The following is a 16,290-nucleotide window of genomic DNA, read 5'->3' on the forward strand; positions in this document are numbered from 1 at the left end:
AGAAAGTTCGTAACTCGATGATTGAGAAATTTAGCTTCCCGATCAGCGAGTTACGGCGTATTTCGCGCGCGATTAGTGGCACTTTGCAAACTATTCGTCGATTAATGTGTCGATAAAAACGGGCATTGTAAGAAGGTGTTTCGCGCAGGACGCGTTTTGCTGATTTACACTGCGTACACCAAACTCATCTGTAACAAGGAAATAACCTATGGGCGTGCTAAGTGAGTTCAAGGCCTTCGCGGTCAAAGGCAATGTGGTCGACATGGCCGTCGGTATCATCATCGGTGCAGCCTTCGGCAAGATTGTTTCGTCGTTTGTCGGTGACGTGATCATGCCGCCGATCGGCCTGTTGATCGGCGGGGTGGACTTCAGCGATCTCGCCATAACGCTCAAGGCCGCCGAGGGCAGCGCCCCTGCGGTCGTGATGGCCTACGGCAAATTCATCCAGAGCATTCTCGACTTCATGATCGTCGCGTTCGCGATTTTCATGGGCGTCAAAGCCATCAATCGCCTCAAGCGCGAAGAGGCCGTGGCCCCGACGCTGCCACCGGTTCCGACCAAGGAAGAGGAATTGCTCGGCGAGATCCGCGATCTGCTCAAGGCCCAGAACAACCGGCCCTGAACCCTGCACGACAAACAGACGGCGCCTTCGGGCGCCGTTTGTTTACCAGTAGTTTTCCACCGCCACCTGGCCCGGCCGGCGGCTCAGGGCAAGACTCATGTGGCGCTTTTTCAACAGCGCGCGCGTATCGTCGATCATTTGCGGATTGCCGCACAGCATCACCCGCGAATGCTCGGGCGAGATTTCCACGCCGGCTGCACGCTCCAGCTCACCGTTGTCGATCAGCGTGGTGATGCGTCCGCTCAACGCACCGGGGTGCGCTTCACGGGTCACCGTCGGGATGAACTGCAACTTGTGCGCGTACTCGCTGAGGTAATCGCGCTGCGCCAGTTCGACCAGCAATGGCTGGTAGGCCAGTTCCCGTGCCTCGCGCACGCTGTACACCAGAATAATGCGCTCGAATTTCTCCCAGACCTCGAAGTCCTGCAGGATCGACAGAAACGGCGCCACGCCTGTGCCAGTGGCCAACAGCCACAAATCCCGCCCGTCGCTGAAACGATCAAGGGTCAGATAACCGAATGCCTGACGGTCGACCAGCAACGTGTCCCCCACCTGCAAGCGGCTCAGTTCGCTGGTGAACTCGCCACCCGGGACCACAATGGAAAAGAACTCGAGAAACTCGTCGAACGGTGACGACACCATCGAATAAGCACGCCAGACGATGCTGCCGTCAGCCTTGTTCACCCCCAGCCTGGCGAACTGCCCCGCCCGAAAGCGGAAGCCTGCATCGCGGCTGGTGCGCAAGGTGAACAGGCTTGGGGTCAAGGGCCGTACATCAAGCAGGGTCTGTGTGGTGTATTTCTCTGCAGTGGCGGTCATGGGGCGCTCCATTGAACGATTGCCGCCAGTGTCCCGCAAAACCGCCGGTCTAAACACCGATGATTGCTAATGGTATTCGCCACTGCACCCACATTAGAAATAATTAAAATTATTTGGACGGTTCGCAGCGGAGCGATAACGACACCCTTAAGATGACGATTTAAATATCAGAACTCATCCGTCGCTAAGAACGCTTAATGAATACTTTTTCACTTTCAAGACCAAAATAATTTATTACCTGCCGTAAGAAACGTCCTACACTCCGGAGCGTGCCGGATTTTTGGATCCATTCGCACCCCCGCTACAATCATGGAGAACTTGTAATGGAAACGTGGAAGGAGTCGCAGTTAAAGCAACTGACTTTCGCAAAGGAAATAGATACGGCCTATCCCATCTTGCTGAGATTCGCCGAAAACCTCGGGTTTAACTTCTGTGCAGTTTCAGTTACTTCGCCCCAACGGGAAATGCATCTTAATCCTTTGCAAATCAACAACTACCCTCAAGAATGGAACCTGCAATATGAATTGAACGAATACAAGAAAATCGACCCGGTAATAGCACACTGCAATCATTCAATGATGCCCATCGTCTGGGATAAAGCGGTATATAAAGACACCCCGGAGTTGTGGGGTGCGCTGCAGCAATATGGCCTGCAACATGGCTGGTCTCAAGCGTTTCACCACGAGGAGAGTGGCTTGTGCAGCATACTCAGCCTGGCCCGAAAGCATTGCCCGATCAGCCCGCTCGAGCTGTATGAGCATTTTGGCTACATGTTCTATGCCACCAGCCACCTGAGTGAGTTGTTCGCTCGGACACTCCCCACACGGCCCGCCAAACCTAGCCAACCGCGCCTGTCCCCACGGGAACTGGAGGTTCTGCAATTATCCGCCGGTGGCAAAACGGCCTATGAGATTTCGAAAATCCTCAGCCTGAGCGAGCGCACGGTGAACTATCACGTGCAAAACGTGATCGAGAAACTCCATGTCTGCAACAAAATTTCTGCCGTCATAGCGGCCGCCAGAGCCGGCATCATCTAGACCCGACGCCTTGCACCAAAATTAAAACCTGCGAGTATTTCCAGAGAAAAAAACGTACCATTTGTGACCTTTCCGAGTGATAAGGCGAGCTGTTCGCACTGCAGTTCACTCGGTCGGTTCCGCCGCACGGTACAGGCAGCGGGACATCCCCCGATTACCCTGAGTCCCCGCCCCATGCCTTTGCTCGATACGCCTTTCGCCCAACTCGACCTGATCCGCCAGCCCGAACAGCAGAACGAACCGCTGCAAGCCTTCGATGCCGCCGACGAATACCTGCTCAATCATCTGGCTGCGCAGCAGCCGACGGCCGACACCCGGGTACTGGTGCTCAACGACAGTTTCGGTGCGCTGGCGGTCAGCCTGCTGGGCAACGTCGATGTGGTCAGCAGCGGCGATTCGTTTCTGGGCTTTCAGGGACTGGAGAAGAATCTGCTGCGCAATGGCCAGGCGTTCGACGCCATTCGCGGCATCCCGGCGAGTGAACCGCTGGTCGGGCCGTTTGATCGCGTGCTGATCCGCGTACCGAAAACCCTGGCACTGCTCGAAGAACAATTGATCCGCCTGCAAGGACAACTGGCGCCGGGTGCGCAGGTTATTGCTGCGGCGATGGTCAAGCACTTGCCACGCGCCGCTGGCGATCTGCTGGAACGCTACATCGGTCCGGTGCAAGCCTCACTGGCAGTGAAAAAGGCTCGCCTGCTGATCGCGACGCCCGAAGCGAAAGTCCCGGCGAGCTCGCCCTACCCGTCGCGCTACCGCCTCGAGGAACCGGCGATCGAATTGCTCAACCACGCCAACGTGTTCTGCCGCGAAGGTCTCGACATCGGAACCCGCGCCTTCCTTCCGCATCTGCCCAAGAACCTCGGCAGCGCGCAAGTCGCCGACCTGGGCTGCGGTAACGGTGTGCTGGCAATTGCCAGCGCCCTGCAAAACCCCGAGGCACATTACACGCTGGTCGATGAATCGTTCATGGCAGTGCAATCAGCCGCGGAAAACTGGCACGCGGCCCTCGGCGATCGCGACGTGATCGTCCGGGCCGGTGATGGCCTGGCCGGGCAAGCGGCGCAATCGCTGGACGTGGTGCTGTGCAATCCACCGTTCCATCAGCAGCAGGTGGTCGGCGATTTCCTCGCCTGGCGCATGTTCCAGCAGGCCCGCGAGGCGCTGGTGGTCGGCGGAGCGCTGTACATCGTCGGCAATCGTCACCTGGGTTATCACAGCAAACTGGCGCGGCTGTTCCGCGGCGTCGAGCAAGTCGCGGCTACGCCGAAATTCGTCATCCTCAAAGCACGCAAATAAACCCGAGGCAAAAAAAACCCTCCAGATGGAGGGTTTCAAATCCGTACCCGAAGGCGCCGGGACGGAGTGCTTCAGTGCGTCGTCAGGCCTGCTGCGTTCATGAACATGCGCATCAGGCTGGCGGCGATAAACAGCACGCCCACACTGCCGAGCCAGATCAGGGCCAGCCAGCCGAGCCGCTGCCACAGCGGTTTTTTTTCGGCTTGTTCAATGTCGTGCAGCGAATGTTTGCCGGTCATTGTTGCGATCCTCAGTCAGGTCGATGGCGCCAGTGACGACGCCATCGCGGGCAAGCCAGATCCCACAGGTGCTAGTGATAGCCGTCTTCATGGGTGACCTTGCCGCGGAACACGTAGTAGCTCCAGAAGGTGTAACCCAGGATGAACGGGATGATGAACAGCGTGCCTACCAGCATGAAGCCCTGGCTTTGCGGCGGTGCGGCGGCGTCCCAGATCGAGATCGACGGCGGCACGATGTTCGGCCACAGGCTGATGCCCAGTCCGCTGTAGCCGAGGAAGATCAGCACCAGGGTCAGCAGGAACGGCATGTAGTTGGCGTTGCGCGCCACGGCACGGATCAGCCCGTACATCGTCACCAACACCAGAATCGGCACCGGCATGAACCAGAACAGGTTCGGCATGCTGAACCAGCGCGTGGCGATTTCCGGATGGGCCAGCGGCGTCCAGAGGCTGACGACACCGATCACCGCCAGCAGCACGAAGGCCAGCGGGCGCGCCAGATCGTGCATCTGTTCCTGCAACTTGCCCTCGGTTTTCATGATCAGCCAGGTGCAGCCGAGCAAGGCGTACGCCACCACCAGCGCGGCGCCGCAGAACAGCGTGAACGGTGTCAGCCAGTCCAGTGAGCCGCCGGCGAACTGGCGATTGACCACCGGCAAGCCATCAATGAACGCCCCCAGCGCCACGCCCTGAAAGAACGTCGCCGCCACCGAGCCGCCGATAAAGGCCTTGTCCCACAGATGCCGTTTGTCGTCCTTGGCCTTGAAGCGGAACTCGAAGGCCACACCGCGGAAAATCAGGCCGATCAGCATGAAGATCAGCGGCAGATAAAGTGCCGACAGCACCACCGAATAAGCCAGCGGGAACGCGCCGAACAGCGCCGCGCCGCCCAGCACCAGCCAGGTCTCGTTACCGTCCCAGACCGGGGCGACAGTGTTCATCATCACGTCACGATCAGTCTTGCCCGGGATGAACGGGAAGAGAATGCCGATCCCCAGGTCGAAGCCGTCCATGACCACGTACATCATGATGCCGAAGATGATGATCACGGCCCAGATCAGCGGAAGATCAATACCCATGAGTCAAATCTCCTTTTCCAGGCTGCGCGCCTGGTCAGCGTCGGTGCCTTCATCATCAGCCGCAGACAACGGCCGCGCCGGTGTGCGTTTCTGGCCAGGACCACCGTCGTTGGTTTCCTTGCCTTCGTCGGTTTTCGGCCCTTTGCGCACCAGGCGCATCATGTAGCCAAGCCCTGCACCGAACAGCGCGAAGTAGACCAGCACGAACATGATCAGGGTGATGCTCATCTGCATGAAGCTGTGATTCGACGAAGCGTCCGCCGTGCGCATCAGGCCGTAGACCACCCACGGCTGGCGGCCGATCTCGGTGGTGAACCAGCCCGCCAGGATCGCGATCAGACCGGAAGGCCCCATCCACAACGCCAGGTACAGGAACGGCCGCGAGGTGTAGAGCGTGTCGCGTTTGCGTAGCCACAGACTCCACAGACCGGTGAAGATCATCAGGAAACCGAGGCCGACCATGATCCGGAACGACCAGAACACGATGGTCGAGTTGGGCCGGTCCTCAGGCGGGAACTCCTTGAGTGCCGGCACCTGTTTGTCCAGCGAGTGGGTCAGGATCAGGCTGCCGAGGTAGGGGATTTCCACGGCAAATTTGGTCTTCTCTTCTTTCATGTCCGGCCAGCCGAACAGAATCAGGGGTGTCGCTTCGTCGCCTTTGTTTTCCCAGTGACCTTCAATCGCGGCGATTTTCGCCGGCTGATGCTCAAGGGTGTTGAGGCCGTGGAAGTCACCGATGACCGCCTGGATCGGTGCAACGATCAACGCCATCCACATCGCCATCGACAGCATGGTGCGGATTGCCGGATTGTCCTTGCCGCGCAGCAGGTGCCAGGCCGCCGACGAGCCCACGAAGAACGCCGTGGCAACAAACGCTGCGGTTGCCATGTGCATCAGGCGATAGGGGAACGACGGGTTGAAGATGATGGCCAGCCAGTCGGTGGGAATCACCTGGCCGTTGACGATCTCGAAGCCCTGCGGGGTCTGCATCCAGCTGTTGGAGGCCAGAATCCAGAAGGTCGAGATCAGCGTGCCGATCGCCACCATCACGGTGGAGAAGAAGTGCAGACCGCGCCCGACCTTGTTCCAGCCGAACAGCATCACGCCGAGGAAACCGGCCTCGAGGAAGAAGGCCGTGAGCACTTCATAAGTCAGCAAGGGCCCGGTGACGGAACCGGCAAAGTCCGAGAAACGACTCCAGTTGGTGCCGAACTGGTAAGCCATGACCAACCCGGACACCACCCCCATGCCGAAGTTGACGGCAAAGATTTTCGACCAGAAATGGTAGAGATCACGGTAGGTGTCGTTGTGGGTTTTCAGCCACAGGCCTTCGAGCACCGCAAGGTAACTCGCCAGGCCAATGGTGATGGCCGGGAACAGGATGTGGAACGAGATGGTGAACGCGAACTGAATTCGGGCGAGATCGAGTGCCTCTAAACCGAACATAAGTCTTCCTCTGTCAGGTAATACCGGCGTCGGGGCTTTTGGCCCTTGCACCTACTGCCCCCACGGATATGGAGTGCGGCGAATTCTGATTCGTTCTTTTTTAACAACCATCGCAACGCAGGGAGTCTGGCCAACAGGCCACCGGATCAATTCCGTCTGGGGTCTTGATCTGGATCAAGCAACGTTAAAAGAGTAGTCCCATTTTTGCCGATGAACTGCGTGGTCGTTTGCCGCGTGACAAGTTGCCTCAGCACCACGGCAATGCTCTCGAACAGATTCTTCAGAGAGACAGAAGTCCTGTGGCGAGGGGATTTATCCCCGTTGGGCTGCGCTGCCGCCACGCACGCATCTGTTTACGACTGCTGCGCAGCCGAGCGGGGATAAATCCCCTCGCCACAGGGTTGCGGTGTTATTGAGATGAGATCGTTGTCTGGCTAACTAAATTTTTTGTCATGGCAACTTCCTGTTACAGAGTGGTGATAACCTCGCGATTCACCCTCGAACCAGACCTGCCTTCAGATGCCCAGCCAAGCGCCCCTGCTGTTACGTCACCATCGTCCTTTCCTCGCGTTCTGGCTCGCCCGGATCTTCACCGCCAGCGGCTTCCAGATGCTCACCGTCGCCATTGGCTGGAACCTCTATCAACTGACCGGCAACGTTCTCGATCTGGGTCTGGTCGGACTCGTCGAATTTGCCCCACGCGTGCTGTTCATGCTGCACACCGGGCATGTCGCCGACCGCTACGACCGACGCAAAGTGGCGGCGCTCTGTCAGTCGCTGCAAGCGCTGATCGCCCTGGCGCTGGCGATCGGCAGTGCCACCGATCACGTCACTCGGGAGATGATCTTTATCCTCGCTTTCCTGCTCGGTGCTGCACGGTCCTTCGAGCTGCCGACCACTCAGGCACTGTTGCCGAGCATCGTGCCCAGCGCACTCTTTCCGCGTGCGGTCGCGGCAGCACAGTCGGCGCAGCAATCGGCAACCATCGTCGCCCCGGCCCTGGGCGGCTTGCTCTACGCGTTCGGCAGTGTCTGGGTCTATGGGCCGACGGTGCTGCTCTATGTCATCGCCTGCTCGCTGATGCTCAACCTGCCCGCACGGCATACGCCGCTCAACAAGGGCAAGGCCACGCTGGATTCGCTGCTGGCGGGCATTCGTTTCATCCGTAGCCGACCGGACATCCTCGGGGCGATTTCGCTGGACCTGTTCGCCGTGTTGCTCGGCGGAGCCACCGCGCTGCTGCCGGTGTTCGCCAAAGACATCCTGCTCACTGGCCCGTGGGGCCTGGGGTTACTGCGTTCGGCACCCGCCGTCGGCGCGTTGTTGATGTCGCTGTTCCTCGCCCGGTTTGCCGTCGAACGCAATGTCGGCCGAGTGATGTTCACCGCCGTCGGCGTGTTCGGCGTCGCGACCATTGCCTTTGGCCTGTCGACGTCGTTCTGGTTCTCGCTGGCGGTGCTGGTCGTGCTGGGCGCTGCCGACATGATCAGCATGGTGATCCGCGCTTCCTTCGTGCAACTGGAAACCCCGGACGAAATGCGCGGCCGGGTCAGCGCGGTGAACGGCCTGTTCATCGGTGCTTCGAACCAGTTGGGCGAATTCGAATCTGGCCTCACTGCGCACTGGTTCGGCACCGTACCCGCCGTGGTGATGGGCGGGATCGGCACGCTGGTGGTGACAGGCACGTGGATCAAACTGTTCCCGACCCTGGCCAACCGCGACCGGATGCACGTGCCGGTGGAAGAGGTGAAGGTCTGACGTTATTCAGGCCAACAACTCCCCCGCCACCTTCGCCCGTAACGCCTTGCCGCCAAGTTGCTCAACCAGGGTCAGGGCAAACGCCAGTGCGCCGCCGGAGCCCTGGGCGGTAATGCAATTGCCGTCGACCATTACCGGTTGATCAACAAACGTACAGCCCGACAGTTGATGGCTGGCACTCGGCAGGCAGGTCATGCGGCGTTGACGTAAGACACCCGAGGCTTGCAGGGCGATGGCCGGGGATTCGCCGATGGCAGCGAACAGGCGTCCGGCGCTGGCCTGGTCCTTGAGCAGTTGTTGCAACGGCTGATGCGCCGCCAGGTGCTGTGCGCCAATGGCGCCGCCGGGCAGGACGATCAGATCGAATAGTTGCGCCAGCACATCGACCAGCATGCCGTCGGCGGTCAGTCGGGTGCCGCGAGCGCAGGTGAGCATACGGCGACCCTCGATGCTGGCCGCCATCACTTCGATGCCGGCGCGGCGCAGCACGTCGATCAGGGTGACGCTTTGCAGATCATCGATGCCCTCGGCGAGGGTAATCAGGGCTCTAAAAGTCATGGGCGCTTTCCACTGAATGGTCTTTAAAGCGTAGTCAGCTTTGCCCGGACCTGTTCAGAGACAGCCGTTACTTGATGTAAAGCTGGGTGGCAAGCGTGTTGCCCGGTGCGTTGATCGAGGTGTTGCTGAAGGTAAAAATGCCATCCTGCTTGCCGGCCAGGTCAAAGACATACAGGTAGCCCACGGTTTTGCGACCTACGGTGCATTCGGTGAGATTGCCGTTATCAAATGCGCAAACCGGAGTGCGCGTGCCGTTCACCTCAAAACCGTCGAGCGCGACATGGGGCTCGCGACCATAACCGACTTCCAGCACGTAGACCTTGATGTTCGATCCACTGTGATCACAGCGCGTTTGCTCCTGCCCCTCGGCAATGTCTTCGAAACCGCAGTTCGGCGATTCGACTTTCAATACCTTCAACTGCGTCAGCGGTGGCGCCGATGCCGCCCCGGCGCCAGACGCCGTGCCCAGCAAAACCGCCATCAGCCCGAAAGCCTTTACCCAGTGCGTGCTCATACGATCCCCATCCCCCCAAAATCAGCGCGCAGTATGGCGCAGTTGGCCCCGGGGCAAAACTTCGCCGACGATCGACACCAACAACCGCCATATTCCTCACGCTGCTGGTATGATGCGCGGCTTTTTCCGGCCCACCACAAATTCCCAGGCGCTTGCGACGGTCTGTGCTTTGCTGTTGAGGTCGATACATTCACGGCGCCATGCGCGCCACGGGGAGCAGACATGCTGGAAAGGCTGTTTCAACTCAAGGCACACAACACCAACGTGCGGACCGAGATTCTCGCGGGCGTCACGACTTTCCTGGCCATGGCCTACATTCTATTCGTCAACCCGAGCATTCTCGGCGAGACCGGCATGGACAAAGGTGCGGTGTTCGTCGCCACCTGTCTGGCTGCGGCCATTGGTTCGACGGTCATGGGCCTGATCGCCAACTACCCGATCGCCCTTGCCCCGGGCATGGGTCTGAACGCCTTCTTCACGTATACCGTGGTGCTGCATATGGGCCACACCTGGCAAGTGGCGCTGGGCGCGGTGTTCATTTCCGCGGTGCTGTTCTTCCTGCTGTCGATCTTCCGCATCCGTGAATGGATCATCAACAGCATCCCGCTGCCCCTGCGCTCGGCGATTGCCGCCGGTATCGGCCTGTTCCTGGCGCTGATCGCCCTGCACAACGCCGGTATCGTGGTCAGCAACCCGGCAACCATGGTCGGCCTTGGTGACTTGAAACAACCGGCGCCGATCCTCGCCACCCTCGGCTTCGCCCTGATCGTTGCCCTCGAAGCGCTGAAAGTGCGCGGTGCGGTGTTGATCGGCATTCTCGCGGTGACCATCGCGTCCATCGCCATGGGTGTCACCCCGTTCGGCGGCGTGACCTCGATGCCACCGTCGCTGGCCCCGACCTTCCTGCAACTGGACATCAAAGGCGCGCTGGACATCGGTCTGGTCAGCGTGATCTTCGCCTTCCTGTTCGTCGACCTGTTCGACAACTCCGGGACCCTGATCGGCGTCGCCAAGCGCGCTGGCCTGATGGGCAAGGACGGCCACATGCCGAAAATGGGGCGTGCGCTGATCGCCGACAGCACCGCCGCCATGGCCGGCTCGCTGCTGGGCACCTCGACCACCACCAGCTACATCGAATCCGCTGCTGGCGTGAGTGCGGGCGGTCGTACCGGCCTGACGGCCATCGTCGTGGCCATTCTGTTCCTGCTGGCGCTGTTCTTCTCGCCACTGGCCGCCAGCGTTCCGGCGTTCGCCACCGCACCGGCCCTGCTGTTCGTCGCCGTGCTGATGACTTCGGGCCTGGCGGAAATAGACTGGGAAGACATCACCGTTGCCGCCCCGGTTGTCGTGACCGCGCTGGCGATGCCGTTCACTTACTCGATCGCCAACGGCATCGCCTTCGGTTTCATCTCCTGGACCGCGATCAAGCTGCTGTCGGGCCGTGCCCGTGAGCTGAACCCGGCGCTGGTGATTCTGTCGATTCTGTTCGTGATCAAGTTGGGTTGGTTCAACGCATGACATTCGATTCCCAGGCCTACGCCACTCAGCTCGAAGACAAGGTTGCGCGTTTGCGTGACCTGCTCGCTCCGTTCGATGCGCCAGCACCGACGGTGTTCGACTCGCCGCTGCAGAACTTCCGCCTGCGCGCCGAATTCCGCCTGTGGCGCGAGGCCGGCGAGCGCCACTACGCGATGTTCTCCCAGGACGACAAACGCACGCCGATCCTGATCGAGGAATTCCCGATCGCCAGCCTGCGCATCAACCAGTTGATGCCGCAGCTCAAGGCCGCCTGGCAGGCCAGTTCGGCGCTGAGCCACAAGCTGTTTCAGGTGGAGTTTCTGACCACTCTGGCCGGCGATGCGATGATCACCCTGTGCTACCACCGTCCGCTGGACGCGCACTGGCACGCGGCGGCAACACAACTGTCGGCAGATCTGGGCGTCAGCATCATCGGTCGCTCCAAAGGCAAACGCGAAGTCATCGGCCACGATTACGTGGTGGAGAAACTCGAGGTCGGCGGCCGCACTTTCAGCTACCGCCAACCGGAAGGCGCGTTCACCCAGCCGAACGGCACGGTGAACCAGAAGATGCTGAACTGGGCGTATGAAGCGCTGGGTGATCGCAGCGACGATCTGCTGGAGCTGTACTGCGGCAACGGCAACTTCACCCTGCCGCTGGCCACTCGCGTGCGCAAAGTGCTGGCCACCGAAATCAGCAAGACCTCGGTCAACGCCGCGCTAAGCAACCTCAGCGAAAACGCTGTGGATAACGTCACGCTGGTGCGCCTGTCCGCCGAAGAACTGACCGAAGCGCTCAACGAAGTGCGCCCGTTCCGTCGCTTGCACGGCATCGACCTGAAAAGCTACGAATTCGGCAGCGTGTTCGTCGACCCGCCGCGCGCCGGCATGGACCCGGACACCTGCGAACTGACACGGCGTTTCGACAACATCCTGTACATCTCCTGCAACCCGGAAACCCTGGCGGCCAACATCGCCCAGTTGCACGACACGCACCGCATTACCCGGTGCGCGCTGTTCGACCAGTTTCCGTGGACGCATCACATGGAATCAGGTGTGTTGCTGACTCGGCGCTGATGGCCGATGCGATACGAAAAAGCCGTCGTGATGACGGCTTTTTTGTGGCTGTGATCTTTTGATGTGTGCGATCACCGAACATAAAACGTCGGACGCAATACTGTTGAATTGACCAGAGTAACCATCTGGTACATTTTACCTCCACACGCCGAGCCCCTCGGCGCAAGCCAAAAACAATAAGTGGAGTTCTGCCCCATGCCCCCTATCGTTCTGGTGCTCAACGGCCCGAACCTGAACCTGCTCGGCACCCGTGAACCGGCGACTTACGGCCACGAAACCCTGGCGGATATTTCTGCTCTCTGCGGACGCGCCGCCGAAGACTTCGGCCTGGCTGTGGAATTTCGCCAGACCAATCACGAAGGCGAACTGCTCGACTGGATTCACGCGGCACGCGGACGTTGCGCCGGGATCGTGATCAATCCGGCGGCGTGGACGCACACCTCGGTAGCGATTCGCGATGCGCTGGTCGCCAGTGAATTGCCGGTGATCGAAGTGCACCTGTCCAACGTCCACGCGCGCGAACCGTTCCGTCATCACTCGTTCGTGTCGGCCATCGCCACGGCGGTGATGTGCGGCTTCGGCAGCCATGGCTATCGCCTCGCCCTGGAACACTTCAGCCAACGACTGAAGGGGCGCGCAGCATGACCTGCAAACCGGCAATACTGGCCGGACTGATCGGTGCAGGCATCCAGGCCTCGCGTACCCCCGCGCTGCATGAGCATGAGGGCGATGCGCAAGGCTTGCGTTATCTCTACCGGTTGATCGACCTCGACCAGTTGCACATCGACAGCAACGCCCTGCCCGAACTGCTGCTGGCGGCCGAGCGGATGAACTATACCGGGCTGAACATCACCTTCCCGTGCAAGCAGGCGATTATCCCGCTGCTCGATGAGTTGTCGCCGGAAGCCCGGGGCATCGGCGCGGTGAACACCGTTGTGCTGAAGGACGGCAAACGGGTCGGCCACAACACCGACTGCCTGGGCTTTGCCGAAGGCTTTCGCCGAGGCTTGAAGGACGCCGCCCGTGAACGCGTGGTGCAAATGGGCGCCGGAGGTGCCGGCGCCGCAGTGGCCCATGCCCTGCTGAGCGAGGGCGTACAGCGCCTGAGCATTTTCGACGTCGACAAGGAACGCGCCGAGTGCCTGGCCAATAACCTCAACGAGCATTTCGGCGCTGGTCGGGCCGTGGCCGGGCAGGATCTGCCGGGGACGCTGGAGCAGGCTGACGGGCTGGTGAACACCACCCCGATGGGCATGGCCAAACTGCCGGGTATGCCGGTGCCGGTGGAGCTGTTGCGCAAGGCGTTGTGGGTGGCGGAGATCGTGTACTTTCCGCTGGAAACCGAATTGCTGCGCAACGCCCGCGCGCTGGGGTGCCGCACGCTGGATGGCGGCAACATGGCGGTATTTCAGGCAGTGAAGGCGTTTGAATTGTTCAGCGGTGTAGTGCCGGATGCGCAGCGAATGCTGGCGCATTTTCAAAGCATGAATGGCTGAAGCAACTTGCTTCCCTGTGGGAGTGAGCCTGCTCGCGATGGCGTCCTTTCAGCCAACACATTAGTTGCCTGACACACCGCTATCGCGAGCAGGCTCACTCCGACAAGGGGATTGCGTCAGGCTTGCAGGTAGCGCAGAACCGACTCGCAAATCATCTCGCGATGGCGCTGCTTGATAGCTTCATCCGGCAGATCGATCTGAAAGATTTCACCAAACGTGTGCCGGTTCGAGACGCGATAGAAGCAGAACGAACTGATCAGCAGATGCACATCCAGCGCATTGAGCCCTTTGCGGAACACGCCCTCCTCGGCGCCACGGCGCAGAATCTCGCCCAGCGAATCGAGGATGGTGTTGTTCATCGCCTTGATCGCGTCGGAACGCTTCACGAACTCGGCGTTGTGGATATTTTCGATGCAGACGATCCGCACGAAATCGACGTTGTGATCGTGATGGTCGAACGTGAATTCCACCAGCCGCCGAATCGCTACCACCGGCGGCAGCTCGGCCAGGTGCAGGCGGTTTTCAGTGTTGCGGATATCGCCGTAAAGCTTCTCCAGCACCTCGACGTACAGCTGCTCCTTACTGCCGAAGTAGTAATAGATCATGCGTTTGGAGGTATGGATGCGCTCGGCGATCGCATCGACGCGGGCGCCGGACAAGCCTTGCTGGACGAACTCGACGATCGCCTCCTGCAAGATGTTCTCGCGGGTCTTTTCCGGGTTGTTTTTGCGACTCTTGCGCGGCTCTTCGGCGGAGCCGACAGCAGCTGCGGAAAGTTCTGTATTCATCGTCATTGCGGGCTCACGGCCATCACTGCACAGGCGGCGATTATGGGCCGCGCAGCCCAGTGAAGGAAGCCGCGAGGCCCGCGTTTAATCCCGCGTTTACGAATTTCCTACAACTTCGCCTGACGGACTGCGCCGCTGCGTGATTTGGCCATCGCCGCCAGACGCACCGCGACGTTCGCCGCACCATAACCGGCATAGCCGTTCTTGCGCTGGATGATCTCGAAGAAGAACCGCCCTTCGAAAGGCTCGGTGTACACGTGAAACAGCTCACCGCCCTGAGCATCGCGATCGTAAAGCACGTTGTAGTACGCCAGCTCGCTGAGGAACTCGTCATCGAAATCAAAGCGGGCGGCGAGGTCGTCGTAATAGTTGAGGGGAATGTCCAGCAACGGTACGCCGGCCTCTTTGGCACGACTGACTTCAGCGAAGATATCGTCACAATCGAAAGCGATGTGATGCACACCGGAGCCGCGATAACTCGACAGGGCGTGGGAGATCGCGGTGTTGCGGTTCTCCGAGATATTCAGCGGCAGACGAATCGAACTGTCCCGGCTGCGCAGCGCGCGGCTCTTCACCAGGCCGTAGGGATCAGGCAGCACCACTTCGTCATCGGCCTCGAAATCCAGCAGGCTCTTGTAGAACAGCACCCAACTGTCGAGGCTGTCCGCCGGCAGCGCCATGGCCATGTGGTCGATGCGCTTGAGACCGCCGCGGGCCCGGGCGTCCGGCAGCAGGTTGAAATCCGTGCCATAGACATCCGCCGCTTCATCCACCAGATAAATCAGGCTGCCGTCCGGAGCACGCACGGCGGCCAGTTCCAGTTCGTTGGGGCCGACCAGTCCGCGATAGGGCTGACCTTTATAGGCGACAGCACGCGCCAGCGCACTGGCGCTGTCCTTGACCCGGACGGCGGTGGCGCACAGCGACGGACCATGGGCCTCAAAAAAGCTGTGGCCGAATGAATACGGCTCGGCATTGAGGATCAGGTTGATATCGCCCTGACGCAGCAGGCTGACGCTCTTGGAACGGTGCTGCCCGGCCTTGGCGAAACCGAGGCGTTCCAGCCAGTGGGTCAGTTTGGCACCGAGTGCTTCGTCCACCGCGAACTCGAGAAACTCGATGCCGTTGTACTCGCTGGCCTTCGGCGTTTCGAACAGAATCTCGCGGTTGGCCACTGGTGCCGCATCCTGCTCCAGACGCTGGCGGGTCTTTTCTTCCAGATACAGCAAGGAACGCAAACCGTCTGCGGCATTCGCCCGTGGCGGCGCGGCGCGGAAGCCGTCATTGAAGATTTCCAGCGACAACGGCCCGGTATAACCACTCTGGATGATCGGCGCGAGGAAACCCGGCAGATCGAATTCGCCCTGTCCGGGGAAGCAGCGGAAGTGCCGGCTCCACTCCAGGACATCCATCGCGAGGATCGGCGCGTCAGCCATTTGCACAAAGAAGATCTTGTCGCCGGGAATGTCGGCAATCGCGCGGGGATCGCCCTTCAGCGACAAAGTATGAAAACTGTCGAGCAGCACGCCGAGGCTCGGGTGATCGGCCTGACGCACGATGTCCCAGACCTGTTGATACGTATTGACGTGACGCCCCCAGGCCAGCGCCTCGTAACCGATGCGCAAGCCACGCGCGCCGGCGTGTTCAGCCAGCAGGCGCAGGTCGTCGACGAGTGTCTGCTGATCGCCGACGCTGTCGGCCGAGGCGTTGCTGCACACCAATACCAGATCGGTGCCCAGTTCCTGCATCAGGTCGAACTTGCGTTCGGCCCGTTCCAGGTTGCGCGCCAGCCGATCCCGGCGGCAGCCCTCGAAATCGCGGAACGGCTGAAACAAGGTGATGGCGATGCCGAGATCGGCGCACATCTGCCGGATTTCCCGCGGGCTGCCGTCGTAATACAGCAGGTCGTTTTCGAAAATCTCAACGCCGTCGAATCCGGCGGCGGCAATGGCTTCGAGCTTTTCCGGCAGGGTACCGCTCAAGGAAACGGTGGCTATCGAACGCTGCATGTTTCAACTCCCGGACTGCGCTGTTCTTTGTG

At 60.3% G+C, this 16,290-nt stretch carries 16 protein-coding genes; 8 read left to right on the forward strand and 8 right to left on the reverse strand.

Going from position 1 to position 16,290, the window contains the following annotated elements:
* Positions 1-208 precede the first annotated feature (208 nt).
* On the forward strand, positions 209-622 hold the full coding sequence (gene mscL, locus ACXX9E_RS01425) for a large-conductance mechanosensitive channel protein MscL (protein ID WP_128614452.1): 414 nt from the start codon (positions 209-211) through the stop codon (positions 620-622).
* A gap of 42 nt (positions 623-664) precedes the next feature.
* Here mscL and ACXX9E_RS01430 read toward each other — a convergent pair whose 3' ends face one another.
* Positions 665-1,441: a ferredoxin--NADP reductase gene (locus ACXX9E_RS01430; protein ID WP_458554943.1), complete on the reverse strand. Its 777-nt coding sequence runs from the start codon at positions 1,439-1,441 to the stop codon at positions 665-667.
* 323 nt (positions 1,442-1,764) lie between these two features.
* On the opposite strand from ACXX9E_RS01430, the gene ACXX9E_RS01435 reads away from it, so the two are divergent.
* Positions 1,765-2,478: an autoinducer binding domain-containing protein gene (locus ACXX9E_RS01435; protein ID WP_123463963.1), complete on the forward strand. Its 714-nt coding sequence runs from the start codon at positions 1,765-1,767 to the stop codon at positions 2,476-2,478.
* A 174-nt stretch (positions 2,479-2,652) separates the two neighbouring features.
* Positions 2,653-3,777, forward strand: a complete 1,125-nt coding sequence (locus tag ACXX9E_RS01440) for a methyltransferase (RefSeq protein WP_458554944.1) — start codon at positions 2,653-2,655, stop codon at positions 3,775-3,777.
* Positions 3,778-3,848: 71 nt separating this feature from the next.
* Here ACXX9E_RS01440 and ACXX9E_RS01445 read toward each other — a convergent pair whose 3' ends face one another.
* The 3 genes from ACXX9E_RS01445 to ACXX9E_RS01455 all read right to left on the reverse strand — a co-directional run bounded on the left by ACXX9E_RS01445 (position 3,849) and on the right by ACXX9E_RS01455 (position 6,541).
* Entirely contained in the window at positions 3,849-4,016 is a 168-nt protein-coding gene (locus ACXX9E_RS01445) for a DUF2474 domain-containing protein (RefSeq protein ID WP_123464152.1), read from the reverse strand.
* A 71-nt stretch (positions 4,017-4,087) separates the two neighbouring features.
* Positions 4,088-5,095 (reverse strand): cytochrome d ubiquinol oxidase subunit II, encoded by a 1,008-nt coding sequence (cydB, locus tag ACXX9E_RS01450; protein ID WP_123463959.1) that lies wholly within the window; start codon positions 5,093-5,095, stop codon positions 4,088-4,090.
* A 3-nt stretch (positions 5,096-5,098) separates the two neighbouring features.
* Positions 5,099-6,541 (reverse strand): cytochrome ubiquinol oxidase subunit I, encoded by a 1,443-nt coding sequence (locus ACXX9E_RS01455; RefSeq protein WP_123463957.1) that lies wholly within the window; start codon positions 6,539-6,541, stop codon positions 5,099-5,101.
* Between the two features lie 519 nt (positions 6,542-7,060).
* On the opposite strand from ACXX9E_RS01455, the gene ACXX9E_RS01460 reads away from it, so the two are divergent.
* Entirely contained in the window at positions 7,061-8,299 is a 1,239-nt protein-coding gene (locus ACXX9E_RS01460; protein ID WP_123463955.1) for an MFS transporter, read from the forward strand.
* 6 nt (positions 8,300-8,305) lie between these two features.
* Here ACXX9E_RS01460 and ACXX9E_RS01465 read toward each other — a convergent pair whose 3' ends face one another.
* Together ACXX9E_RS01465 and ACXX9E_RS01470 are read right to left on the reverse strand one after the other, a co-directional pair.
* Positions 8,306-8,857 (reverse strand): DJ-1 family glyoxalase III, encoded by a 552-nt coding sequence (locus tag ACXX9E_RS01465; protein ID WP_267801619.1) that lies wholly within the window; start codon positions 8,855-8,857, stop codon positions 8,306-8,308.
* Positions 8,858-8,924: 67 nt separating this feature from the next.
* Positions 8,925-9,371, reverse strand: a complete 447-nt coding sequence (locus ACXX9E_RS01470; RefSeq protein WP_186748033.1) for a DUF4879 domain-containing protein — start codon at positions 9,369-9,371, stop codon at positions 8,925-8,927.
* A 222-nt stretch (positions 9,372-9,593) separates the two neighbouring features.
* Here ACXX9E_RS01470 and ACXX9E_RS01475 point away from each other — a divergent pair, with 222 nt between their 5' ends.
* The 4 genes from ACXX9E_RS01475 to ACXX9E_RS01490 all read left to right on the forward strand — a co-directional run bounded on the left by ACXX9E_RS01475 (position 9,594) and on the right by ACXX9E_RS01490 (position 13,461).
* Positions 9,594-10,889, forward strand: a complete 1,296-nt coding sequence (locus ACXX9E_RS01475; protein WP_128614312.1) for an NCS2 family permease — start codon at positions 9,594-9,596, stop codon at positions 10,887-10,889.
* Positions 10,886-11,965 carry a tRNA (uridine(54)-C5)-methyltransferase TrmA gene (gene trmA / locus ACXX9E_RS01480; RefSeq protein ID WP_123463947.1) on the forward strand — a complete coding sequence of 360 codons (1,080 nt, stop codon included), beginning with the start codon at positions 10,886-10,888 and terminating at the stop codon, positions 11,963-11,965. Before ACXX9E_RS01475 ends, trmA begins: the two co-directional genes overlap by 4 nt.
* A 195-nt stretch (positions 11,966-12,160) precedes the next feature.
* On the forward strand, positions 12,161-12,610 hold the full coding sequence (gene aroQ / locus ACXX9E_RS01485; RefSeq protein ID WP_123463945.1) for a type II 3-dehydroquinate dehydratase: 450 nt from the start codon (positions 12,161-12,163) through the stop codon (positions 12,608-12,610).
* The gene (locus ACXX9E_RS01490) at positions 12,607-13,461 is read left to right on the forward strand and encodes a shikimate dehydrogenase (RefSeq protein ID WP_222834252.1); all 855 of its coding nucleotides are present in this window, start codon (positions 12,607-12,609) and stop codon (positions 13,459-13,461) included. The genes aroQ and ACXX9E_RS01490 overlap by 4 nt, the downstream gene beginning before the upstream one ends.
* Positions 13,462-13,577: 116 nt before the next feature.
* Here ACXX9E_RS01490 and ACXX9E_RS01495 read toward each other — a convergent pair whose 3' ends face one another.
* Positions 13,578-14,255, reverse strand: a complete 678-nt coding sequence (locus ACXX9E_RS01495; RefSeq protein ID WP_123463942.1) for a TetR/AcrR family transcriptional regulator — start codon at positions 14,253-14,255, stop codon at positions 13,578-13,580.
* Positions 14,256-14,356: 101 nt separating this feature from the next.
* Positions 14,357-16,258: a 3-dehydroshikimate dehydratase QuiC gene (quiC, locus tag ACXX9E_RS01500; protein WP_123463940.1), complete on the reverse strand. Its 1,902-nt coding sequence runs from the start codon at positions 16,256-16,258 to the stop codon at positions 14,357-14,359.
* Positions 16,259-16,290 lie beyond the last annotated feature (32 nt).

It is taken from the genome of Pseudomonas sp. GNP014 (assembly GCF_054344005.1).